Origin of the sequence: Streptomyces cinerochromogenes (assembly GCF_014648635.1) — a bacterium.
Classification (GTDB): Bacteria; Actinomycetota; Actinomycetes; order Streptomycetales; family Streptomycetaceae; genus Streptomyces; species Streptomyces cinerochromogenes.
The window spans coordinates 417,809-439,490 of the sequence record NZ_BMRM01000006.1; the positions used below are offsets into that span (position 1 = coordinate 417,809).

The 21,682-nt window shown below is 72.9% G+C and carries 21 protein-coding genes; 8 read left to right on the forward strand and 13 right to left on the reverse strand.

The genetic code is table 11. The features are described from left to right. Window positions 1-124 precede the first annotated feature (124 nt). Together IEZ20_RS15105 and IEZ20_RS15110 are read left to right on the forward strand one after the other, a co-directional pair. Complete coding sequence (locus IEZ20_RS15105; protein ID WP_189298471.1) at window positions 125-1,288, forward strand: adenosine deaminase; 1,164 nt, start codon at window positions 125-127, stop codon at window positions 1,286-1,288. A gap of 150 nt (window positions 1,289-1,438) precedes the next feature. Beyond that, window positions 1,439-1,822 carry an ATP-binding protein gene (locus tag IEZ20_RS15110; RefSeq protein ID WP_189298473.1) on the forward strand — a complete coding sequence of 128 codons (384 nt, stop codon included), beginning with the start codon at window positions 1,439-1,441 and terminating at the stop codon, window positions 1,820-1,822. 75 nt (window positions 1,823-1,897) lie between these two features. Here the strand turns inward: IEZ20_RS15110 and IEZ20_RS15115 are convergent, their stop codons facing one another. The 5 genes from IEZ20_RS15115 to afsQ1 all read right to left on the reverse strand — a co-directional run bounded on the left by IEZ20_RS15115 (window position 1,898) and on the right by afsQ1 (window position 5,752). Further along, window positions 1,898-2,098, reverse strand: a complete 201-nt coding sequence (locus IEZ20_RS15115) for a PspC domain-containing protein (RefSeq protein ID WP_189298475.1) — start codon at window positions 2,096-2,098, stop codon at window positions 1,898-1,900. Between the two features lie 123 nt (window positions 2,099-2,221). Then, on the reverse strand, window positions 2,222-2,785 hold the full coding sequence (locus IEZ20_RS15120; protein ID WP_189298477.1) for a VanZ family protein: 564 nt from the start codon (window positions 2,783-2,785) through the stop codon (window positions 2,222-2,224). Between the two features lie 98 nt (window positions 2,786-2,883). After that, the gene (locus IEZ20_RS15125) at window positions 2,884-3,483 is read right to left on the reverse strand and encodes a hypothetical protein (RefSeq protein ID WP_189298479.1); all 600 of its coding nucleotides are present in this window, start codon (window positions 3,481-3,483) and stop codon (window positions 2,884-2,886) included. Then, complete coding sequence (locus IEZ20_RS15130) at window positions 3,480-5,078, reverse strand: ATP-binding protein (RefSeq protein ID WP_189298481.1); 1,599 nt, start codon at window positions 5,076-5,078, stop codon at window positions 3,480-3,482. The genes IEZ20_RS15125 and IEZ20_RS15130 overlap by 4 nt, the downstream gene beginning before the upstream one ends. Further along, window positions 5,075-5,752, reverse strand: coding sequence for a two-component system response regulator AfsQ1 (gene afsQ1 / locus IEZ20_RS15135; RefSeq protein WP_106980762.1), 678 nt, complete (start codon window positions 5,750-5,752; stop codon window positions 5,075-5,077). The genes IEZ20_RS15130 and afsQ1 overlap by 4 nt, the downstream gene beginning before the upstream one ends. A 249-nt stretch (window positions 5,753-6,001) precedes the next feature. Here afsQ1 and IEZ20_RS15140 point away from each other — a divergent pair, with 249 nt between their 5' ends. After that, window positions 6,002-6,760: a SigE family RNA polymerase sigma factor gene (locus IEZ20_RS15140; protein WP_189298483.1), complete on the forward strand. Its 759-nt coding sequence runs from the start codon at window positions 6,002-6,004 to the stop codon at window positions 6,758-6,760. Between the two features lie 210 nt (window positions 6,761-6,970). Here the strand turns inward: IEZ20_RS15140 and IEZ20_RS15145 are convergent, their stop codons facing one another. Beyond that, the gene (locus IEZ20_RS15145) at window positions 6,971-7,573 is read right to left on the reverse strand and encodes a uridine kinase family protein (protein WP_189298569.1); all 603 of its coding nucleotides are present in this window, start codon (window positions 7,571-7,573) and stop codon (window positions 6,971-6,973) included. A 160-nt stretch (window positions 7,574-7,733) separates the two neighbouring features. Here IEZ20_RS15145 and IEZ20_RS15150 point away from each other — a divergent pair, with 160 nt between their 5' ends. Further along, window positions 7,734-8,135: a hypothetical protein gene (locus tag IEZ20_RS15150; protein WP_189298485.1), complete on the forward strand. Its 402-nt coding sequence runs from the start codon at window positions 7,734-7,736 to the stop codon at window positions 8,133-8,135. A 115-nt stretch (window positions 8,136-8,250) separates the two neighbouring features. Here the strand turns inward: IEZ20_RS15150 and IEZ20_RS15155 are convergent, their stop codons facing one another. From IEZ20_RS15155 to deoC, 3 genes are read right to left on the reverse strand one after another with little or no spacing between them, the layout of a single operon-like run. Continuing rightward, window positions 8,251-9,135: an aldehyde dehydrogenase family protein gene (locus IEZ20_RS15155; RefSeq protein WP_189298487.1), complete on the reverse strand. Its 885-nt coding sequence runs from the start codon at window positions 9,133-9,135 to the stop codon at window positions 8,251-8,253. Continuing rightward, a complete protein-coding gene (locus IEZ20_RS15160) occupies window positions 9,128-10,564 on the reverse strand; it encodes an aldehyde dehydrogenase family protein (RefSeq protein WP_189298489.1) in 1,437 nt (478 codons plus the stop codon). The genes IEZ20_RS15155 and IEZ20_RS15160 overlap by 8 nt, the downstream gene beginning before the upstream one ends. Window positions 10,565-10,569: 5 nt before the next feature. After that, window positions 10,570-11,529, reverse strand: a complete 960-nt coding sequence (gene deoC, locus IEZ20_RS15165) for a deoxyribose-phosphate aldolase (protein ID WP_189298491.1) — start codon at window positions 11,527-11,529, stop codon at window positions 10,570-10,572. Window positions 11,530-11,665: 136 nt separating this feature from the next. Between deoC and IEZ20_RS15170 the strand changes: the two genes are divergently transcribed. Together IEZ20_RS15170 and IEZ20_RS15175 are read left to right on the forward strand one after the other, a co-directional pair. After that, a complete protein-coding gene (locus IEZ20_RS15170) occupies window positions 11,666-12,367 on the forward strand; it encodes a PH domain-containing protein (RefSeq protein ID WP_189298492.1) in 702 nt (233 codons plus the stop codon). 175 nt (window positions 12,368-12,542) lie between these two features. After that, window positions 12,543-14,252, forward strand: a complete 1,710-nt coding sequence (locus tag IEZ20_RS15175; RefSeq protein WP_189298494.1) for a hypothetical protein — start codon at window positions 12,543-12,545, stop codon at window positions 14,250-14,252. A gap of 998 nt (window positions 14,253-15,250) precedes the next feature. On the opposite strand, the gene IEZ20_RS15180 is transcribed toward IEZ20_RS15175, so the two are convergent. From IEZ20_RS15180 to IEZ20_RS15190, 3 genes are all read right to left on the reverse strand, one after another. Continuing rightward, window positions 15,251-16,882, reverse strand: coding sequence for a phospho-sugar mutase (locus tag IEZ20_RS15180; RefSeq protein ID WP_189298496.1), 1,632 nt, complete (start codon window positions 16,880-16,882; stop codon window positions 15,251-15,253). A gap of 175 nt (window positions 16,883-17,057) precedes the next feature. Then, on the reverse strand, window positions 17,058-17,882 hold the full coding sequence (locus IEZ20_RS15185) for a purine-nucleoside phosphorylase (protein WP_189298498.1): 825 nt from the start codon (window positions 17,880-17,882) through the stop codon (window positions 17,058-17,060). 135 nt (window positions 17,883-18,017) lie between these two features. Next, window positions 18,018-18,455 carry a gamma-glutamylcyclotransferase family protein gene (locus IEZ20_RS15190; protein WP_189298500.1) on the reverse strand — a complete coding sequence of 146 codons (438 nt, stop codon included), beginning with the start codon at window positions 18,453-18,455 and terminating at the stop codon, window positions 18,018-18,020. Window positions 18,456-18,551: 96 nt separating this feature from the next. Here IEZ20_RS15190 and IEZ20_RS15195 point away from each other — a divergent pair, with 96 nt between their 5' ends. Next, window positions 18,552-20,000, forward strand: coding sequence for an NAD(P)H-quinone dehydrogenase (locus IEZ20_RS15195; RefSeq protein ID WP_189298502.1), 1,449 nt, complete (start codon window positions 18,552-18,554; stop codon window positions 19,998-20,000). Between the two features lie 166 nt (window positions 20,001-20,166). Continuing rightward, window positions 20,167-21,096 carry a DeoR/GlpR family DNA-binding transcription regulator gene (locus IEZ20_RS15200; protein WP_189298504.1) on the forward strand — a complete coding sequence of 310 codons (930 nt, stop codon included), beginning with the start codon at window positions 20,167-20,169 and terminating at the stop codon, window positions 21,094-21,096. A gap of 117 nt (window positions 21,097-21,213) precedes the next feature. On the opposite strand, the gene IEZ20_RS15205 is transcribed toward IEZ20_RS15200, so the two are convergent. Then, on the reverse strand, window positions 21,214-21,682 hold a 469-nt coding region (locus tag IEZ20_RS15205), incomplete at its 5' end, for an acyl-CoA carboxylase biotin carboxyl carrier protein subunit (RefSeq protein ID WP_189298507.1).

The following is a 21,682-nucleotide window of genomic DNA, read 5'->3' on the forward strand; positions in this document are numbered from 1 at the left end:
TGTCAGAAGGCGCGGTGTACCAAACCCGTCCGTGGGGTCACCGTTGCGTATCGACGGAAAAGTGCCGGAAAACAGCTGCCGCGCACACCGCGTGCTCTACGCGCGTAGGCGTTAGAGTGCGGAAATGACGAGCCAGACCGCACCGACCGGGAACGCCCCCACCGACGACCAGATCCGCCGGGCGCCCAAGGTACTGCTGCACGATCATCTCGACGGCGGGCTCCGCCCCGGCACCGTCGTCGACCTCGCCCGGGAGACCGGCTACTCCGAACTGCCCGAGACCGACCCCGACAAGCTCGGGATCTGGTTCCGGGAGGCCGCCGACTCCGGCTCGCTGGAACGCTATCTGGAGACCTTCCGGCACACCGTCGGCGTGATGCAGACCAGGCAGTCCCTGGTCCGGGTCGCCCGGGAGTGCGCCGAGGACCTCGCCGAGGACGGGGTCGTCTACGCCGAGGTGCGGTACGCGCCCGAACAGCACCTCGACGGGGGCCTGACCCTGGAAGAGGTGGTCGAGGCCGTCAACGAGGGATTCCGGCAGGGCGAGCGGCTGGCCCGGGAGAACGGGCACCGGATCCGGGTCGGCGCCCTGCTGACCGCCATGCGGCACGCGGCCCGCTCCCTGGAGATCGCCGAACTCGCCAACCGCTACCGGGACTCGGGCGTGGTCGGCTTCGACATCGCGGGCGCCGAGGCCGGCTACCCGCCCACCCGGCACCTGGACGCCTTCGAGTACCTCAAGCGCGAGAACAACCACTTCACGATCCACGCCGGCGAAGCCTTCGGGCTGCCGTCCATCTGGCAGGCGCTCCAGTGGTGCGGCGCCGACCGGCTCGGTCACGGGGTGCGGATCATCGACGACATCGAGGTCCACGAGGACGGCTCGGTCACGCTCGGCCGGCTCGCCTCCTACGTCCGCGACAAGCGGATCCCGCTGGAGCTGTGCCCCAGTTCCAACCTGCAGACCGGGGCCGCGCCCTCCTACGCCGAGCACCCCATCGGGCTGCTGCGCCGGCTGCACTTCCGGGCCACCGTGAACACCGACAACCGGCTGATGTCGCACACCACCATGAGCCGGGAATTCGAGCACCTCGTCGAGGCGTTCGGCTACACGCTCGACGACCTCCAGTGGTTCTCCGTCAATGCGATGAAATCAGCGTTCATTCCTTTCGATGAACGACTCGCGATGATCAATGACGTGATCAAGCCCGGATATGCCGAGCTGAAATCCGAATGGCTGTTCCGGCAGACCGCTTCCACCAGCGGTTCTGCCGGTACGGAGGTCTAGTCGCCGGATTGTCCCGGCTCGGCATGCGGACGCGCTTTCACAAGGCGTCCGCATTTCGGTGTTTGCGGCGGCCGGTCGGGGATGTTTACGGTCGTGGACCGCTCAGATCGTTTGTGATCTCCCGTCTCCGCATACAAGGACGCATTCACCATGAAGCAGTCTGCTGCCAAGACCCTCGGTGTCGCCGCCCTCGGCGCCGCTTTCGCCGCCGCCGGTGCGGGCGTGGCGAGCGCGGCCCCGGCCAGCCCGGACGCCGGCCAGACGCTGGACACCGTCACCAGGACGCTGCCGCCCGGGCAGGTCATCGAGGCGCTGCCGGACAGCGGCGCGGTGAAGACGCTCAAGCCCGTCGCCAAGCGGGGTGTCGCCGCGGCGCTGCCGGCCGCGAAGAAGGGGGCGGCCGCCGCGCAGCCCGTCGCCGAGAGCGTCGTCGCGGAGGGCCCGACCAAGCCGGTCGCCGGTCTGCTCGGCGGACTGCCGCTGAAGGGCCTGCCCACGCACGGCGTGCCGATCAACGGGGTCCCGGTCGGCTGAGCCCGGCTTCCGTCCCTCGCGCGGGGCGCTCCGGTACGTCCGGACGCGCCCCCGTGGCGTACCCGGGCCCGGGCGTCACCAGGCCGTACGGGCCTTGTCCTCGGACGGCAGCAGCATCCACAGCGCTATGTAGAGCAGGAACTGCGGGCCCGGCAGCAGGCAGGACACCAGGAAGATCACCCGCATGGTCGTGGCCGAGGTGCCGAAGCGCCGGGCCAGCGCGGCACAGACTCCGCCGATCACGCGGCCGTGGGTGGGGCGGGCAAGGGCGGTCATGTCGGCTCCTCCGTGGTCGTCGGCCCGCTGCCGATCCCTGTCGGTGCGAGCCGGTGGCAGGTCCCGTGCGGGACCTCTCAACTGCTCTCAACGGTACGGAGACGAAGGGGACGAAGCATCACTCTAAGGGGCGATCCCGACCCTGGGAATCGTCGGGGTACAGCCCTGAGACAGCTCCTCCTGGACGGTGACCGCGATCCCGGCCGCCCCGGGCTCCCGCGCGTCCCGCCGCCGCAGCCAGGCCCGGCCCGCCGGTACGACGGCCAGGTGGGCCAGGACGACCCCCGTCGTGTTCAGCAGCAGCGAGTCGACGTCCACCACACGGCCCGGCACGCCCGTCTGCAACAGGGCGATGCCGAGGGAGATCAGCGCGCCGGCCGCGGCCGTACGCAGCAGCGACGCCAGCGGGGAGACGGTGAGCCTGCCGTGTGCCAGCGGCAGCAGCACGCCCAGCGGCGCGAGCAGCGCGAGCCCCTCACCGAGGGGTCTGGCCGCCCCGGGCCAGCCCAGCGCCAGGTCGGCCCTGACACCGGCCAGGGGACGCAGGTTCGGGGGCATCACCCAGGGGACGTCCAGGGGGCGCAGCATCAGCCAGGCGACGAGGGCGAGGTGTGCGACGAGGAGGACACCCCCTGTCACACGGACGCGGATCGCGGCGCTGCCGCCGATGGAGCCTTGACGCTGCACGAACCCCTAGACGCGGCGGCCGGCGTCATTGGTTCCACCGCGGAATCTTTTCGGCAGGCAAACAGGTGCTGACAGGTGCTGACAGGTGCCGGCAGGTGCTAGGCGCCCGTCACCTCGCCGGACGGCGGCTGGGTGCTGCCCGGGTGGTCACGGAGCTCGTCCGTGCACTCGTAGCGGCGCAGGGGGCCGTCGGGGCCGCCCAGGATGACCGAGCCGTCGTCCTCCGTGGCCGCCGAGTCGGACAGGGTGCACACCAGCTGGGCCAGGGCGTAGGAGGTGAGCCGCGAGGGGGGCGTGCTCAGGCGCAGGGTGTCCTCGGGGTCCTTCGGCCGGGGCCCGCTCACACCGAGGCCGCCCGGCACGTACGTCGTGTACCCCGCGGAGCGCTCCGCGGGGGACGGCGACTTCGCGAGCTGGTCCAGCAGCCCCTGCGCCACGATCACCCGGCGCCGGGCGTCCGGGGTGCCCTCCGGGACCCGCACGGTCCGGTCGACGGCCACCAGGGACGCCCCGCACAGCAGGAAGACCTGCACCGGCACCCCCCGGCCGGCCTCCGTGGACAGGTCGGACGCGGTCAGTGTGCACGGCACCCGCGACGGCGCCGCCCCGAAGTCGGTCGGCACCTCCGTGGCCCGGATGCCGCAGCCGGCGAGCAGCGCGCCCAGGAGGGGCAGCGCCAGCAGCCGTCGTACGGTCATGACCCCTCCTCTCCTGAGCTGTCTCTGTCGGTCCTGGTGTCCTTGGCGCCCGCGTCGCCCTCGTCGCCCTCCTCGGTCAGCCGTGAGGCGTCCCGTGGCAGCCGCAGGGTGAACACCGCGCCTCCGTCGGGCGAGTTGGCCGCGGTGATCTCGCCGCCGTGGATGTGGGCGTTCTCCAGGGCGATGGACAGGCCGAGCCCGCTGCCCTCGGAGCGCGGCCGGGAGGCGCTCGCCTTGTAGAAGCGGTCGAAGACGTGCGGGAGGACGTCCTCCGGGATGCCCGGCCCGTGGTCGCGGACCCGGATCTCGATCGAGTCGTCCGCCTCCCGGACCGACACCCGCACCGGCGAGCCGCCGTGTTTGAGGGCGTTGCCGATCAGGTTGGCGAGGATGACGTCCAGGCGACGCGGGTCCAGCCGGGCGTGCATGCCGCGCTCGGCGTCCAGCTCGACCGCGTCCAGCCAGGCACGGGCGTCGATGCAGGCGGTGATCTGGTCGGCGAGGTCGACGTCGTCCAGAACCAGCCGGGCGGTGCCCGCGTCGAAGCGGGTGACCTCCATGAGGTTCTCGACCAGGTCGTTCAGCCGCCGGGTCTCGCTGACCACCAGCCGCACGGCCGGCTCGATCATCGGGTCCATGCTGCCGGTCTCCGCCTCCAGCTCCTCCTCCAGCACCTCCGTGACGGCGGTGATGGCGGTGAGCGGGGTACGCAGTTCATGGCTCATGTCGGCCACGAAGCGACGGGACGCCTCGTCCCGCGCGGCCATCTCGGCGACCCGCTGCTCCAGCGCCTCGGCCGCGTTGTTGAAGGTCCGGGACAGGTCGGCGAGTTCGTCGGTGCCGGAGACCCGCAGCCGGGTGTCCAGCTTGCCCTCGCCGAGGCTCCGGGCGGCCACACCGAGCCGGTGCACCGGCTTCAGCACGGTCGTCGCGGCGGCCTGCGCCAGCAGCGCGGCACCGATCAGCGCGAGCCCGGTGGCGATGCCCAGCGACCAGGCCAGCGAGTTGAGGTCCTTGGCCTCCGGCTCCAGGGACTTCGCCATGTAACCGGTCGGACCGCCGCCGATGACGCGCGTCCCCGCGACCAGGTACGGCGTGCCGTGGTCCACGACCCGCTGCCAGTACAGGTGGTACGGATCCTTGTTGGAGCCGGTCACCTCCTGCCGCTTGGTCACGGCGGCGCGCAGCGACTCGGGCACGTCCTCCAGCGCGAAGCCGTTGATGCCGCCCGAGTTGCCGTACACCGTCTTGCCCCGGGCGTCCTCGGCGACGAGCAGCACGCTGAAGTGCTGGCTGCTGGCGGCCATCTGGCCCGCGGCCCGCTGCAGCTGGTCCTGCGTCGGATGCTCCGGCAGCGCGCCCGCGCGGTTCTGCATCTCCTGCCGGAAGTCGCGCAGCACCGCGTCCTGGGCGCGGGTGAGCACCGCCTCCCGGTTGAGCCAGTAGGCGATGCCCGACGCCGACACCGCGGCGGTGAGCGCGACCAGACCGAAGACCAGTACCAGGCGCAGCCTCAGGCTGGTGAACCTGAGCCGCGACAGACTTCCCCTGCGCCCCGCGGCCCAGCCGCGCAGCCCCCCTTGCGTGTCGGTCACTGAGGCGCGTCCAGGCGGTAGCCGACACCACGGACGGTGCGGATCAGCGTCGGGGACGAGGGGACGTCCTCGACCTTGGCGCGCAGCCGCTGCACACACGCGTCGACCAGGCGCGAGTCACCGAGGTAGTCGTGCTCCCACACCAGCCGCAGCAGCTGCTGCCGGGACAGCGCCTGACCGGGCCGCCGGCTCAGCTCCAGCAGCAGCCGCAGCTCGGTCGGGGTGAGCTGGAGGTCCTCGCCGTTCTTCGTCACGGTCATCGCGGACCGGTCGATGACCAGGTTGCCGAAGGTCGCCGAGTCGCTGGACTCGCGCTCGCCGCGCCGCAGCACGGCCCGGATCCGGGCGTCCAGCACCCGGCCCTGCACCGGCTTGACGACGTAGTCGTCGGCCCCCGACTCCAGGCCGACCACGACGTCGATGTCGTCGCTGCGCGCGGTCAGCAGGATGATCGGCAGCTGGTCGGTGCGCCGGATGCGCCGGCACACCTCGAACCCGTCGATGCCGGGCAGCATCACGTCCAGCACGATGAGGTCCGGCCGCTGCTCGCGCAGCAGCTTCAGACCGTCCTCGCCGCTGGCAGCGGTGGCCACCCGGTGCCCCTGGCGCGTCAGGGACAGCTCCAGGGCCGTACGGATGGCGTCGTCGTCCTCGATCAGCAACAGGGAAGGCACAGGCTCATTCTGGCCCATGGAGGGCTGCCGTACGACCTCCCGGCCCCCTCCTGTCGGCGCGGTCCCCCAGCGCCGTCACCTGTGCGCCGCGTGTGACCTGACCGGGTGGGACCCCTGTGACAGGTCTGTGACAGTCGACGGACACGGCCATGAAGTCACCCCGGCAGTCTTTTCGTCACGGGCCGGACGGGGAGCAGGAACCGGCCCGGCAAGACCGATTCACCGGAAGTCCACGACGGGGAGCGCGAGATGAACACGCTGCACAGCATCAGCACCAGCGCAGTGGTCACGCGTCTGCACGACGTGCACCGGGGATCCGAGAAGTCCGGTGCCGTGAGCGGGCGGGGGTGCGCTCGCGGCACCGGGCGTCAGCACACCGTTCATGCGCAGCAGGGGCTTCAGCCCTACATGACGGTGGTCGACGGGCGGGGGGAAGCCCACGGGGGAGCCGCGTACAGGGAGGACTCGGGGGAGCGCCGTTCGCTGACGGAGGCGGAGTTCACCGCCTACGTCCAGGAGCGCCGCGCCTCCCTGTACGCCACCGCCTACCACCTGACCGGCGACCGCTTCGAGGCCGAGGACCTGCTGCAGAGCGCGCTGTTCTCGACGTACAAGGCGTGGGAGCGGATCAGCGACAAGGCGGCGGTCGGCGGATACCTCCGCCGCACCATGACCAACCTGCACATCAGCGCCTGGCGGCGCCGCAAGCTCAACGAGTACCCGACCGAGGAACTGCCGGAGACGCCCGGCGAGACGGACGCGATGCGCGGCACCGAGCTGCGCGCGGTCCTGTGGCAGGCGCTGGCCCGGCTGCCCGAACTCCAGCGCACCATGCTGGTCCTGCGCTACTACGAGGGCCGCACGGACCCGGAGATCGCGGAGATACTCGGCATCAGTGTCGGCACGGTGAAGTCCAGCATCTGGCGCTCGCTGCGCCGGCTGCGCGAGGACGAGGTCCTCAGCTTCGGCCGTGACCAGGAGGACGCCTTCGGCGAACTGGTCGCCTGAAGGTCCGGGGGGACGGGGGAAACACGGGGGGAGCACGGGGGGAGCACGGGGGACCGCGGGGGACCACTGGGGGGTGGGCCTCGGCGGAGAACGGGGGATACGGGGGAACGGGGGAGGAGAGTACGGGGGAGCAACGGGAAACGGGGCTGGTGGGCCGGGGGGTCCTACCAGTCCCGTTTTCGCGCGTTCGTGCGTTCGTGCGTACGGCCCCTACGCCGGCGTCTCCTGGCGTGCCTGCCGGCCCGCCGCCGCTGCCGCCAGCCTGCTCAGTGCCTCGTCCCGGTCGCACGGGTGCGCGCCGAGGGACACCTGGCGGGTGACGATCGTGCGCTCCGCCCGCATCAGCCGCCAGCCGCGGCGGAGCAGGAACGGCACCGACTTGCGGCCCTCCTTCAGGTCGCGCACGAAGCGCCGCCGGAAGGTGGTGACCGGGCCGCGGGACAGGCACAGCGCGTCCGCGAGCACGCCCAGCTCCCGGCAGCGCTCCACGATCTCCGCGGCGAAGATGCCCTCCGCGATGAACAGCGGGGTACGGCCGATGTGCAGCGTCTCCTCGCCGGTGCGGGCGCTCAGCCCGAGGTCGTACACCGGCACCGGGGTGGACCCCGTCGCGCACAGCCGGGTGATGGCCTCCACCGCGACGTCCGCGTCCCACGACTCCGGGTGGTCCCAGTCGATGTCCGAACTCCCCTGCACCAGGGGCAGAGTCGGGTCGTCACCCTCCTTGTAGAAGTCGTCCAGGCGCAGCACGGGGAGCCCGGAACGGGCGGCGACGAGTGACTTGCCCGAGCCCGAGGGGCCGCACAGCAGCACGACACGGGCGGGGGGCGAGGGATGAATGCTCACGGAACACCAGTTTGACGCATGGCGGCCGCCCTGCCGACCCCGCGGGTCGGCTTTTGAGCGTGAGCCCGGCCTCAACTACCCTTCGTGTCGACCTCATTACCCTGCGCACCAGAAGGTGGCACCAGCGATGGCCCGACACACCTCCCCCGAGCACCCGACCGCGCAGCGCGCCCTGATCGCCCTCGTCACCGCCGGAGCGGCCCTGGGAGCGGGGGCGGCCACGGCGTCCGCCGACTCCCTCCCCGGCGTGGGCCTCAACTACCGCCCCGTCGACACGGGCAACATCGACCCCCAGGCCGGCATGCGCGCCGCGACGGGCATCGTCGGCTACGTCACCGGCCCGGTCGCCGGCCTCAAGCCCAACCCGCTGGCGGGCACGGGTGTCGACCCCCTGGACAACGGGGTGGGCACCCAGCTGGCCGACTTCAAGCCGGTCGGCTCCCAGACCCTCACCCGCCCCCTGGCCCAGGCTCCGTCCCTGGGCAGCGTCCCGGTGCTGGGGCAGGTCCTGGGAGGACTGGGCCGCTGAAGGCGCCCCCGAAGGGGCGCGGGGCGGTGTTCGACATGCGGTTCCGCCGCGCGGGCGCGACCGGCCACGGTGAACCCGCGGCCGGCCGGTCACGCGGTTCCCCGCCCCGCGCCCGTCAGTAGGAGGAACCGCCCGCGCCCAGCGACCCCGTCGGGTGCCACACCGTCTTGGTCTCCAGGAACGCCGTCATCCGCTCGGTCCCGGGCGTCTCGAAGTAGTCCACAGCCTGTGGACGCAGGACGCGCTTCAGGTTGTCGGCCGCCGCGATCTCCAGCTCCTTCGCCAGCGCCTCGTCCGCGCCCGCGAGGTCGATCGCGTTGACGTCCTGGTGCGCGGCGAGCGGCGCCGCGATCTCCGCCGTACGGCCGGAGAGGACGTTGACCACGCCGCCCGGGACATCGGAGGTGGCCAGTACCTCGCCCAGGGACAGGGCGGGCAGCGGGGCCTTCTCGGAGGCGATCACGACCGCCGTGTTGCCGGTGGCGATCACCGGGGCCACCACCGAGACCAGGCCGAGGAACGACGACTCCTGCGGGGCCAGGACGGCGACCACGCCGGTCGGCTCCGGCGAGGAGAGGTTGAAGTACGGGCCCGCGACCGGGTTGGCCCCGCCGGTCACCTGGGCGATCTTGTCGGTCCAGCCCGCGTACCAGACCCAGCGGTCGATCGTCGCGTCCACGACGGCCGCCGCCTTGGACTTCGACAGGCCCTCCGCGTCGGCGACCTCCCGGACGAACTGCTCCCTGCGGCCCTCCAGCATCTCCGCGACGCGGTAGAGGACCTGACCCCGGTTGTAGGCGGTCGCGCCGGACCAGCCGCCGAACGCCTTGCGCGCGGCCACGACCGCGTCACGGGCGTCCTTGCGGGAGGACAGGGGAGCGTTCGCCAGCCAGTTGCCCTTTGCGTCGGTCACCTCGTACACCCGGCCGCTCTCGGAACGCGGGAACTTCCCGCCGACGTACAGCTTGTAGGTCTTGAAGACGGACAGACGGTCAGACATCGAGGTATGCCTCCAGGCCGTGGCGGCCGCCCTCGCGGCCGAAGCCCGACTCCTTGTAGCCGCCGAACGGCGAGGTCGGGTCGAACTTGTTGAACGTGTTGGACCAGACGACACCCGCGCGCAGCCTGTTCGCCACGGCCAGGATGCGGGAGCCCTTCTCGGACCAGATGCCGGCCGAGAGGCCGTACTGGGTGTTGTTCGCCTTGGCGACCGCCTCGTCCGGGGTGCGGAAGGTGAGGACCGACAGCACCGGGCCGAAGATCTCGTCACGGGCGATGGTGTGGGCCTGGGTGACGTTCGTGAAGAGCGTCGGGGCGAACCAGTAGCCGGAGGACGGCAGCTCGCACGCCGGCGACCAGCGCTCGGCGCCCTCCGCCTCGCCCCGCTCCGCCAGCGCGGTGATCCGGGCCAGCTGCTCGGCGGAGTTGATCGCGCCGATGTCGGTGTTCTTGTCCAGCGGGTCGCCGAGGCGGAGCGTGGACAGGCGGCGCTTGAGGGAGTCCAGCAGCTCGTCCTGGATCGACTCCTGGACCAGGAGACGGGAGCCCGCGCAGCAGACCTGGCCCTGGTTGAAGAAGATGCCGTTGACGATGCCCTCGACGGCCTGGTCGATCGGGGCGTCGTCGAAGACGATGTTCGCGCCCTTGCCGCCCAGTTCGAGGGTCAGCTTCTTGTGCGTGCCGGCGACCGTGCGGGCGATCTCCTTGCCGACCGCCGTCGAGCCGGTGAAGGCGACCTTGTTCACGTCGGGGTGCGCGACCAGCGCGGCGCCCGCGTCGCCGTAGCCCGGGAGGATGTTGACGACACCCTTGGGCAGGCCGGCCTGGCGGCAGATGTCCGCGAAGAACAGGGCGGACAGCGGGGTCGTCTCGGCGGGCTTCAGGACGACCGTGTTTCCGGTCGCGAGCGCCGGGGCGATCTTCCACGCCAGCATCAGGAGCGGGAAGTTCCAGGGGATGACCTGGCCGGCCACGCCCAGCGGGCGCGGGCTCGCGCCGAACCCGGCGTGGTCGAGCTTGTCGGCCCAGCCCGCGTAGTAGAAGAAGTGGGCCGCCACCAGCGGGAGGTCCGCGTCGCGGGTCTCCTTGATCGGCTTGCCGTTGTCCAGCGTCTCCAGGACCGCCAGCTCACGGCTGCGCTCCTGGATGATCCGCGCGATGCGGAACAGGTACTTGGCGCGCTCGGAGCCGGGCAGCGCCGACCACTTCTCGAAGGCCTTGCGGGCTGCCTTCACGGCGCGGTCGACGTCCTCGGCACCGGCCTGGGCGACCTCGGAGAGGACCTCCTCCGTCGACGGGGAGACCGTCTTGAAGACCTTGCCGTCGGCGGCCTCGGTGAACTCGCCGTCGACGAACAGGCCGTAGGAGGGGGCGATGTCGACGACCGAGCGGGACTCGGGCGCGGGGGCGTACTCGAATGCGGATGCCATGGGGATCAGTCCACCGTCACGTAGTCGGGGCCGGAGTAGCGGCCGGTGGCCAGCTTCTGACGCTGCATCAGCAGGTCGTTCAGGAGCGAGGAGGCGCCGAAGCGGAACCAGTGGTTGTCCAGCCAGTCCGCGCCCGCGGTCTCGTTGACCAGGACGAGGAACTTGATGGCGTCCTTGCTGGTGCGGATGCCGCCGGCCGGCTTCACGCCGACCTGGACGCCGGTCTGCGCGCGGAAGTCGCGGACCGCCTCCAGCATCAGCAGGGTGTTGGCGGGCGTGGCGTTGACCGCCACCTTGCCCGTCGAGGTCTTGATGAAGTCGGCGCCGGCCAGCATGCCGAGCCAGGAGGCGCGGCGGATGTTGTCGTACGTCGACAGCTCGCCGGTCTCGAAGATGACCTTCAGCCGGGCGCTGTCCCCGCAGGCCTGCTTCACGGCGACGATCTCGTCGTACACCTTCAGGTACCTGCCGGAGAGGAACGCGCCCCGGTCGATGACCATGTCGATCTCGTCGGCGCCGGCGGCGACGGCGTCACGGACGTCGGCCAGCTTCACGTCGAGGGCGGCACGGCCGGCCGGGAAGGCGGTGGCCACCGAGGCGACCTTCACGCCCGAGCCGGCGACGGCCTCCTTGGCGACGGCCACCATGTCGGGGTAGACGCAGACCGCGGCCGTCGTCGGCGTCGTGCGGTCCGTGGGGTCGGGGTGGACCGCCTTGGCGCCGAGCGCCCGGACCTTGCCCGGGGTGTCCGCGCCTTCCAGCGTCGTCAGGTCGACCATCGAGATGGCGAGGTCGATGGCGTACGCCTTCGCGGTCGTCTTGATGGAACGGGTTCCGAGAGAGGCGGCGCGCGCCTCCAGGCCGACCGCGTCGACGCCGGGCAGCCCGTGGAGGAAACGGCGCAGCGTGCTGTCGGACGCGGTCACGTCACTCAGGGCGTGTGCGGCGGGTGCAGTACTGGGCATGGTCACCAGACGAGCATATCTACGCGCGTAGCGGCTGTACACCCCCGCTGCTCACAGCGGCGCCGGAGATCACGGATGAGCGCCGGTTCGCGGGCGCCTGGCCGCGCCGTCGGCGCCGTCGTGCAGAATCGGGGCCATGACCACCCCGGATCACCCGTCACCCGCGTCACCGCCGCCGGCGTCCGCCGCCAAGGACCGGATCTACCGCTCGCCCCTGGGCCTCGCGGGCGGCGTGCTGCTGCTTCTGGTCGTCCTCTGGCTGGGCTTCGACGCCCTGGCCAAGGGCCACGGCCGGACCCCGTGGCTGGCGCTGGCCGGGCTGATCCTGATCGTGCCGGTGGTCATCGCCTTCACACTCCGCCCGGCGGTCTTCGCCAACGAGGACCGGCTGCGCGTCCGCAACCCGCTGCGGGTGATCACCCTGCCCTGGGGCGAGATCGCCTCCCTGCGCTCCGGCTACTCCAACGAGGTCGTCGCCAAGTCCGGCACCAAGTACCAGCTGTGGGCCGTCCCCGTCTCGCTGCGCGCCCGCAAGAAGGCGGCGCGCCGGCAGCAGCGGGCGGCGGCGGACGAGGCCCGGGGCGTGACACCGGGCAGCCGGGGCGGCGGCCTCGGCCCGGGCGGCCTCGGCCTCGGCGGCTTCAGCCTGCGCGGCCCCGACACCGGGCCGACCCGCGCGGAAACCGACCAGATCGTGGACGACCTCCGGGAACTCCTGGAACACCGGGCGGAGGCCGAGTCGGCACAGGGCGAGGTCAGCGTGCGCTGGGCCTACGAGGTGATGGCCCCGGCGGTGGCGGGGGCCGTGCTGCTGGTGATCCTGGTGGCTCTGGGCTGAGGTTCGTCGGGGGAGCGGGCCTGTCTGTGACGGCTCTGGCCTGAGGTTTGTCGGGGGCGCGGCTGGCCGGGGGTGCTTTCGGGGTGAGGTCTGTCGGGGGGCGCGGGCCGTCCGCGGCTGGTTCCGGGCCGGGGCCGTAGCCGACCCTTCGCCGCTGTCGAGTGTCTGGAATGCGATGAGTACGACCCCCGGACCGCCGTCGCCCCTGCCGCTGCCCGCAGCGGTGGTGCCCGACGGCTGCCCCTCCTGGAGCGGTGAGCACGCCCGCCGCTGGCTCGACGCGCTGCCGTCCCGCTGGGTACCCCTGCCCTACCGGACCCGGCAGCTGCTGACCGCCCTGTCCGCCTCCGTGGCGGCCACGGCACTGCTGGTGCTGCCCGCCGGATGGCAGCCGTGGGCGGCGGCGCTGCCGGCGCTGCACGGACTGTGGCTGTACGCGCGCCCGGAGATCGTCCCGGTGTCCGCTCCTGTGCTCGCGGTGCTGCTCGTCGTCCTGCGGCCCGGGACGACCTGGCCGGAGACCGCGGTCGCCGTGACCTTCCTGGCCCTGGTCTGGGCGGCTGCCGTGCCCCGGCTGGCGGCCCGGCGCCGGCAATGGGACCGGGCCCGGGACGCGGCGTCCGGCGTCACCGCGCCGCTGCCGGACTCCGGTCGGCCCCTGCCCCGCGGCCGGTTCCTCATCGTGTGCGGAGGCGTCCTGCTCGCGCTCGGGCTCGCTGCCGTCGTCCTCGTCCCGGCCCCTGCGCCGGACCCGTCCGAGGCGGCGCGGACGCTGCCCGCGCTCGCCTGGCTGGTCGCCGGTCAGGGCCTGACCACGCTGGTCTCCGGGCTGCTGGGCCGCCGCCGGGCCGCCGCCCTGCGCGCGGCGCCGGCGCCCGTGCTGCGGGTGCTCGTGCGCGAGGGCGCCGACGGCGACACGGAGGTGTTCGCCGCCGACGACACGGCCGCGCTGCGGCCCCTCTTCCGGGTCGCCGTCACCGAGGCCGGGGACGCCGTCGGGGAGACCGGGGAGATGACCGGGGACAAGACCGGGGACAAGGGGGAAGGGGACGACGAAGCGGAGCTGGACGACTTCCTGGCGCGGATGGACCGGGAGGGACCGGGGCCGCTGCGGGAGGCCCTGCTGTACGGCGTGCCCTGCGACGGCGCCGAGATCCTGCTGGTCACGGCCGCCGAGGCGGCGGACGGGCCGCCGGTCGTGGAACGGTCGACGGGACCCGTGCGGCCGCTGTCCGGGGCGACGGTACGGCGGCTGTCGGCCGCGGAGAAGCGCCGGGCGGCCCGGGAGGCGTCGCACGCGGAGCTGCGCCGGGCGGCCCGGGAGACCGTCGCCCGGGAGCGGGAGGCGGGGGGTGGCGTCCCCGCGGGGATACGGCAGTGGCGGGCGGGGCTGCTGGACCGGCTCCGTGCACTGCTGCTGGTGGTGTGGGCCGGCGTCGTCTTCTGGAGTGACACCGGAGGCTGGCGCTACGGGCTCGCTGCCCTCGCCGGGTTCGTCGGCGCGCTGTGGCTGCCCCACTGGGTCGCCTGGCGGATCACGGCCGACCGGGAGGGCCTGTGGCTGGGCGGACTGCGCGGACCCCGGCTGCTGCCCTGGGACGAGATCAGGACCGTCGACTGCACCGGCACCGAGCTGAAGCTGGACAGCCGGCGGGCCTCCTTCACCGGCTGGTCGGCGCACGCGCCCCGCTGGCCGTGGCTGGAGCGCAGGTTCGGTCTCCTGCACCCGTACGAACGGACCGCCGGGGAGATCACCGCCCTGTGGCACGACCCGTCACTGCGTCCTTCCGCGTCGGCCGACCGCGGTCAGCGGGGCCGGCCGCTGTGGCCCCTGGCGCTGGTGGCGGAGGCCGCCTGGGCGGCGGCCCTGCTGTTCCTGTCCTGAGCCGGACACGCCGCCGGGGCGCCCCGGCGGCGGTGGCGGGAACGCGGGCCGGCGTCTACGAGCGGACCGCCGGCAGGCCCTCGGCGCTGGTGCCGGTGCGTCAATCCGGCGGCGACGGTCTCGTGGCCGGCGGCCTGGCTGCGGCGGTCTCGTGGCCGGCGGCCCGGTGGTGCGGATGTCCTGGCTGACGGCCTGGCTGCGACGATCTCGTGGCCGGCGGCCTGGCGGCGGCGGTCTCGTGGCCGGCGGCCCGGTGGTGGGGGTCTCGCGGCTGACGGCCTGGCGGCGACGATCTCGTGGCTGACGGCCTGGCTGCGGCGGTCTCGTGGCCGGCGGCCCGGTGGTGCGGATGTCCTGGCTGACGGCCTGGCGGCGACGATCTCGCGGTCGACGGTCCGGCGGCGACGGTCTCGTGGCCGGCGGCCCGGTGGTGAGGGTCTCCCGGCCGGCGGCCCGGCTGCGACGATCTCGTGGCCGGCGGCCTGGCGGCGGCGGTCTCGTGGCCGGCGGCCCGGTGGTGGGGGTCTCGCGGCTGACGGCCTGGCGGCGACGATCTCGTGGCTGACGGCCTGGCTGCGGCGGTCTCGTGGCCGGCGGCCCGGTGGTGCGGGTCTCCTGGCTGACGGCCTGGCGGCGACGATCTCCCGGCCGACGGTCCGGCGGCGACGGTCTCGTGGCCGGCGGCCCGGTGGTGCGGGTCTCGTGGCTGACGGCCTGGTGGTGAGGATGTTCCGGCTGACGACCGGGCTGCGACGGTCTCCCGGCTGACGGCCTGGCGGCGGCGGTCTCGTGGCCGGCGACCTGGCGGCGACGATCTCCCGGCCGACGACCAAACCGCGGCGGTCTCGTGGGCGGCGACCGTGCGGTGACGATCTCCCGGCCACCGGTCAGGCGGTGGATCGAGCCGCCGCCCTGGCCGGTGGCCCTGCCTTCCTGGCCGGTGGCCCTGCCTTCCCGGCCCGTGGATGGGCGGCAGGGCCCCGTGGGTGGGCCGTGGGTCAGATGCCGGCGGCCGCCGACAGGTCGCGCTTGACGGCTGCCAGCAGCTCGGTCGCGCGGGCGCGGGCGGCCGGGAGCGCGTCGTGCGCGGAGACCGGTACGACGACCTCCAGGTAACACTTCAGCTTCGGCTCGGTGCCGCTGGGGCGGACGATGACCCGGGCGCCGTCGAGCGTGTAGCGCAGGCCGTCCGTGGGAGGCAGCCTGTCCGTGCCCCGGGTCAGGTCCTCGGCCCGGACGATCGGCAGACCGGCCAGCTCGGTCGGCGGCTGCTCGCGCAGCCGGCGCATCGCGTCCGCGATCAGGGAGAGGTCCTGCACGCGCACCGACAGCTGGTCCGTGGCGTGCAGACCGTGCTCCACGGCGAGGTCGTCGAGCAGGTCGAGGAGGGTACGGCCCTCCTCCTTCAGCACGGACGCCAGCTCGGTGATCAGCAGCGCGGCGGTGATGCCGTCCTTGTCGCGTACACCCTCGGGGTCCACGCAGTAGCCGAGGGCCTCCTCGTAGCCGTAGCGCAGGCCGTCGACGCGGGCGATCCACTTGAAGCCGGTCAGCGTCTCCTCGTACGGCAGGCCCGCCTTCCCGGCGATCCGGCCGAGCAGGGAGGAGGAGACGATCGACTCGGCGAAGGTGCCCCGGGCGCCGCGGCGGACCAGGTGGGCGGCGAGCAGGGCGCCGACCTCGTCACCGCGGAGCATGCGCCAGTCGGCGCCGTCCTTCACGGCCACGGCGCAGCGGTCGGCGTCCGGGTCGTTGGCGATGACCAGGTCCGGGTCGACGGCGCGGGCCTGAGCGAACGCCAGGTCCATCGCGCCCGGCTCCTCCGGATTCGGGAACGCGACCGTCGGGAAGTCCGGGTCCGGGTCGGCCTGCTCGGCGACCAGCACCGGCTCGGGGAAGCCGGCGCGGGCGAACGCGGCCAGCAGGACGTCCTTGCCGACGCCGTGCATCGCCGTGTAGACCGTGCGGGCGGTGCGCGGGGAGGCGGGGTCCAGGACGGCGTCCGTGCGGGCGAGGTAGGCGTCCAGCACCGACTCGTCCAGGGTCTCCCAGCCGCTCTCCGGGCGGGGCACGTCGTGCAGGGAGGCGATCGCGTCGATCTCGGCGGCGATCTCCGCGTCGGCGGGCGGCACGATCTGGGAGCCGTCGCCGAGGTAGACCTTGTAGCCGTTGTCGCGGGGCGGGTTGTGGCTGGCGGTGACCTCCACGCCCGCGACCGCGCCGAGGTGCCGTATGGCGAAGGCCAGGACGGGGGTGGGCAGGGGGCGGGGCAGCACGGCCGCGCGCAGGCCGGCACCGGTCATCACGGCGGCGGTGTCCCGCGCGAAGTCGGCGGACTTGTGGCGGGCGTCGTAGCCGATGACGACGGTTCCGCCGGCCTGGCCCCTGCTCCTCAGGTACGCGGCGAGACCGGCGGCGGCGCGGATGACGACGCTGCGGTTCATGCGCATCGGGCCGGCGCCCAGCTCGCCGCGGAGACCCGCGGTACCGAACTGGAGGGTGCCGGAGAACCGGGCCGACAGTTCCTCGACGTCGCCGGCCTCGATCAGCTTGGCCAGTTCGTCGCGGGTCTCCTGGTCGGGGTCCTCGGCGAGCCATGCGCTGGCCTTGGCCATGAGATCGTCGTGCACCTTGGGATCAACCTCTCCGTGTTTGCCTGGTCCACTGGGGGCTCCGCTCCCCGGACCCCCGTTCGCCCACCCGCCCGTCCGACCCGGCAGGCCGGGCGGGCGGCCGGGGGCGCGTCGCCGTGGCGGCGGCATCCGCGCCCCGGCATGAGCCGCCCCGGTGCCCGGCCCCCGGCGCTTACAGCTTGTTCAGCACCTGGCCCAGCAGCTGCCCCATCCGTGCCGCGGAGTCGCGGCCGGCCTGGAGGACCTCCTCGTGGTTGAGGGGTTCGCCGGTCATGCCCGCGGCCAGGTTGGTTACCAGGGAGATGCCCAGGACCTCGGCGCCGGCCTCGCGGGCGGCGATGGCTTCGAGGACCGTGGACATGCCGACGAGGTCCGCGCCGATGACGCGGGCCATGCGGATCTCGGCCGGGGTCTCGTAGTGCGGGCCGGGGAACTGGGCGTAGACGCCCTCCTCCAGCGTGGGGTCGATCTCCTTGCACAGGGCGCGCAGGCGCGGGGAGTACAGGTCCGTCAGGTCGACGAAGTTGGCGCCGACGATGGGCGAGGTCGCCGTCAGGTTGATGTGGTCGCTGATGAGGACCGGCTGGCCGGGGCGCATGCCCTCGCGCAGGCCGCCGCAGCCGTTCGTCAGCACGATCGTCTTGCAGCCCGCGGCCACGGCCGTACGCACGCCGTGGGCGACGGCGGCGACGCCGCGGCCCTCGTAGTAGTGGGTGCGGCCCAGGAAGACCAGGGCGCGCTTGTCACCGAAGGAGTACGAGCGGATCTTGCCGCCGTGCCCCTCGACGGCCGGCGGCGGGAAGCCGGGCAGCTCGGTGACCTGGAACTCGGCGTCGGGTGCGCCCAGGGCGTCGACGGCCGGAGCCCAGCCGGAGCCCATCACGAGGGCGACGTCGTGGGTCTCGGCGCCGGTGAGGGCGCGCAGGCGCGCGGCGGCGGCGTCGGCGGCGGCGTAGGGGTCGCCCTGGATGTCGTCCGGAAGAAGAGATGCGTTCACGCCGACGAGGGTAGCCGGTCTTCGCCTACGCGCGTAGATGACAGAGCCCACGGGTTTGGATCCGTTACCTTGTCGGTTTCCACAAACGGCGGCGGAGGGCCAGGTGGAGGGCCGGGCGGGGAAGGGGGCGCCGGGTCAGCAGGGGCGCTTGCGGAGTTCCATCACATAGTCGTGCGGGGCCCCCGCCGACTCCGCCGCGTCGGCGATCTCGCCCAGGTAGCGCGCCGACGGCAGACCGCCCTCGTAGCCGTCGAGGACGTACGCCCAGGCCGGCTCCTCGCCGTCCAGCGTGTGCACGCGCACGCGTACCCGCCGGTAGATGCCGAGGCCCACACCCTCCCACCGGTCGAGCGACTCCTCGTCCATGGGCGCGATGTCGTACAGGCCGACGAAGACCCCGGCCAGCGGGTCCTCGACGATCGTCGCCAGCGCGCCCTCCCAGCCCAGCTGCTCGCCGCCGAAGGTCAGCCGCCAGCCGTTCAGCCAGCCGGTGGCGCGCAGCGGGGAGTGCGGGGCGCGGCGGGACATCAGGCGCGCGTCGAGGTTGCCGGCGTACGCGGCATAGAGCGACATGGGGAGAGGGTACGGCAGACGTCCCGTGCGCCTCCGGTGTCCCAGGAGTGACCCGGTGGTGCCCCCGGGCAGTAGCACCTTGAAGCGTGCGGGACAATGGAGTACGTGACTCGGATCGTGATCATCGGTGGCGGACCCGGCGGATACGAGGCGGCCCTGGTGGCCGCCCAGCTCGGCGCGGAGGTGACCGTCGTCGACTGCGACGGTCTGGGCGGAGCGTCGGTGCTGACCGACTGCGTGCCGTCGAAGACCCTTATCGCCACGGCCGAGGTGATGACCACCTTCGACTCCTCCTACGAGGAGCTGGGGATCATCGTCGCCGACGACACCCCGCCGCTGGAGCAGGCGGCCCGGGTCGTCGGCGTGGACCTCGGCAAGGTCAACCGCCGGGTGAAGCGGCTCGCGCTCGCCCAGTCCCACGACATCACCGCCTCCGTGACGCGCGCCGGCGCCCGGGTCATGCGCGGGCGCGGCCGGCTGGACGGCATGCAGGCCCTGGACGGCTCCCGCAAGGTCGTCGTCACCGCCGCCGACGGCACCGAGGAGAGCCTCACCGCCGACGCCGTCCTCATCGCCACCGGCGGCCACCCGCGCGAGCTGCCCGACGCCCAGCCCGACGGCGAGCGCATCCTCAACTGGACCCAGGTCTACGACCTCACCGAGCTGCCGGAAGAGCTGATCGTGGTCGGCTCCGGTGTGACCGGTGCCGAGTTCGCCGGCGCCTACCAGGCGCTCGGGTCGAAGGTGACCCTCGTGTCCTCCCGCGACCGCGTGCTGCCCGGCGAGGACCCGGACGCCGCCGCCGTGCTGGAGGACGTCTTCCGGCGCCGGGGCATGAACGTCATGGCCCGCTCCCGCGCGCAGTCCGCCAAGCGCGTCGGCGACCGGGTCGAGGTGACGCTGGCCGACGGCCGGGTCATCACGGGCTCCCACTGCCTGATGGCCGTCGGCGCCATCCCGAACAGCGCGGGCCTCGGCCTGGAGGAGGCCGGCGTCAAGCTGCGCGAGTCGGGCCACATCTGGACCGACAAGGTGTCCCGCACGACCGCGCCGGGCGTCTACGCCGCCGGTGACGTGACCGGTGTCTTCGCCCTCGCCTCCGTCGCCGCCATGCAGGGCCGCATCGCCATGTACCACTTCCTCGGCGACGCGGTGGCCCCGCTCAACCTGAAGACGGTCTCCTCCAACGTCTTCACCGACCCCGAGATCGCCACCGTCGGCTACACGCAGGCCGACGTGGACGCGGGCAAGATCGACGCCCGGGTCGTCAAGCTGCCGCTGCTGCGCAACCCGCGCGCCAAGATGCAGGGCATCCGGGACGGCTTCGTGAAGATCTTCTGCCGGCCGGGCACCGGGATCGTGGTCGGCGGTGTGGTGGTGGCCCCCCGCGCCTCGGAACTGATCCACCCCATCTCGATCGCCGTCGACAACAATCTGACGGTCGAACAGATCGCGAACGCGTTCACGGTGTACCCCTCCCTTTCGGGGTCGATCGCGGAGGTCGCCCGGCAGCTGCACACGCGCAAGGCGAGCGCGGAGGGCTGACGGGCCCGGCCGACTTCCCGCTGGTCACGGGGAGTTGTGGCGCGTGCGGACGGCATAGTCGGGGCGGGCGGGGCCTATATCACTTCCCGCCCCACCATGCGAACAACTTCTGTTATTCGGCGCAAACTGCTGAAAGCAGACGGTCGCTGGGGTTACTGTCAGTTTCGTGTTCGCTGCTGAACGTCGCCAATTGATCCTCGAAATGGTGCGAGCGAACGGTGCCGTGTCGCTCCGTGAGCTCGCCCGCGTCGTCCAGACCTCCGAAGTGACCGTACGGCGGGACGTGCGCGCACTGGAGGCAGAAGGACTCCTCGACCGCCGGCACGGCGGTGCGGTACTGCCGGGCGGGTTCACGCGGGAGTCCGGCTTTCCGCAGAAATCCCATCTCGCGACCGCCGAGAAGACGGCCATCGCCGACCTCGCCGCGGGCCTCGTCGAAGAAGGCGAGGCGATCGTGGTGGGGGCCGGTACGACCACGCAGGAGCTGGCCCGCCGCCTCGCGCGCGTGCCGGGCCTCACGGTCGTCACCAACTCCCTCCTGGTGGCCCAGGCGCTGGCCCACGCCAACCGGGTGGAGGTCGTGATGACCGGAGGCACCCTGCGCGGCTCCAACTACGCCCTCGTCGGCTCCGGCGCCGAGCAGTCCCTCCAGGGCCTGCGGGTGTCGAAGGCCTTCCTCTCCGGAAGCGGCCTGACGGCCGAACGGGGCCTGTCCACCTCCAACATGCTCTCGGCGTCCGTCGACCGCGCCCTCGTCCAGGCCGCAGCGGAGGTCGTGGTCCTCGCCGACCACACCAAGCTCGGCACGGACACGATGTTCCAGACCGTGCCGACGGACCTCATCACCCGCCTGGTCACCGACGAGCCGCCCGCCCACGACGACCGCGCCGGCACGGAGCTGCAGGCGCTGGCCGACCAGGGGGTGCAGATCGCCGTGACGGGGGCGAACGGAGTCTCTCCGGGGGGTGAGCAGGCCCCGGCGCGGCGCGCTCCGCTCCCGGGGCCGAGGAGGGGCATGGCGCTCCGCTCCGGGCCGGGGCTGGGCGAGCCGGCGGGGCCCGAGCGGGGGCGGGTCGCCGATCTGCGGCGGCGCTGAGGGCGCGGGTGCCCGGCCGCCGTAGGGCTCCGGGTCACCGTGCTCCCCGCGCCGGAAGCGGAACGCCCGGCAGACCAACCGAGGTCGGTCCACCGGGCGTCACTGTGCAGCGTGCCGTCAGTCCTTGATCTCGCAGATCGCGGAGCCCGAGGTGATGGACGCGCCGACCTCGGCGGCCAGGCCCTTGATGGTGCCCGCCTTGTGGGCGTTGAGGGGCTGTTCCATCTTCATGGCCTCCAGGACGACGATCAGGTCGCCCTCCTGGACCTCCTGGCCCTCCTCGACGGCGATCTTGACGATCGTGCCCTGCATCGGGGAGGCGAGGGTGTCGCCGGAGGCGACGGGGCCGGACTTCTTCGCCGCGCGGCGCTTCGGCTTGGCGCCGGCCGCGAGGCCCGTGCGGGCCAGGGACATGCCCAGGGAGGCCGGGAGGGAGACCTCCAGGCGCTTGCCGCCGACCTCGACGACGACGGTCTCGCGGCCCAGCTCCTCCTCCGCCTCCGCGTCGGCGGGCCCGGTGAAGGGCTTGATGTCGTTGACGAACTCGGTCTCGATCCAGCGGGTGTGGACCGTGAACGGGTCGGCG

Bases quoted from the DNA above. Each gene is read 5' to 3' on its own strand.
- IEZ20_RS15155 (WP_189298487.1), bottom strand. From the start codon at position 9,135: ATGTCTGACCGTCTGTCCGTCTTCAAGACCTACAAGCTGTACGTCGGC.
- IEZ20_RS15140 (WP_189298483.1), top strand. From the start codon at position 6,002: ATGAACACGCTGCACAGCATCAGCACCAGCGCAGTGGTCACGCGTCTG.
- IEZ20_RS15115 (WP_189298475.1), bottom strand. From the start codon at position 2,098: ATGACCGCCCTTGCCCGCCCCACCCACGGCCGCGTGATCGGCGGAGTC.
- IEZ20_RS15170 (WP_189298492.1), top strand. From the start codon at position 11,666: ATGACCACCCCGGATCACCCGTCACCCGCGTCACCGCCGCCGGCGTCC.
- IEZ20_RS15105 (WP_189298471.1), top strand. From the start codon at position 125: ATGACGAGCCAGACCGCACCGACCGGGAACGCCCCCACCGACGACCAG.
- IEZ20_RS15150 (WP_189298485.1), top strand. From the start codon at position 7,734: ATGGCCCGACACACCTCCCCCGAGCACCCGACCGCGCAGCGCGCCCTG.
- IEZ20_RS15110 (WP_189298473.1), top strand. From the start codon at position 1,439: ATGAAGCAGTCTGCTGCCAAGACCCTCGGTGTCGCCGCCCTCGGCGCC.
- deoC (WP_189298491.1), bottom strand. From the start codon at position 11,529: ATGCCCAGTACTGCACCCGCCGCACACGCCCTGAGTGACGTGACCGCG.
- IEZ20_RS15160 (WP_189298489.1), bottom strand. From the start codon at position 10,564: ATGGCATCCGCATTCGAGTACGCCCCCGCGCCCGAGTCCCGCTCGGTC.
- IEZ20_RS15175 (WP_189298494.1), top strand. From the start codon at position 12,543: ATGAGTACGACCCCCGGACCGCCGTCGCCCCTGCCGCTGCCCGCAGCG.
- IEZ20_RS15125 (WP_189298479.1), bottom strand. From the start codon at position 3,483: ATGACCGTACGACGGCTGCTGGCGCTGCCCCTCCTGGGCGCGCTGCTC.
- IEZ20_RS15190 (WP_189298500.1), bottom strand. From the start codon at position 18,455: ATGTCGCTCTATGCCGCGTACGCCGGCAACCTCGACGCGCGCCTGATG.
- IEZ20_RS15195 (WP_189298502.1), top strand. From the start codon at position 18,552: ATGGAGTACGTGACTCGGATCGTGATCATCGGTGGCGGACCCGGCGGA.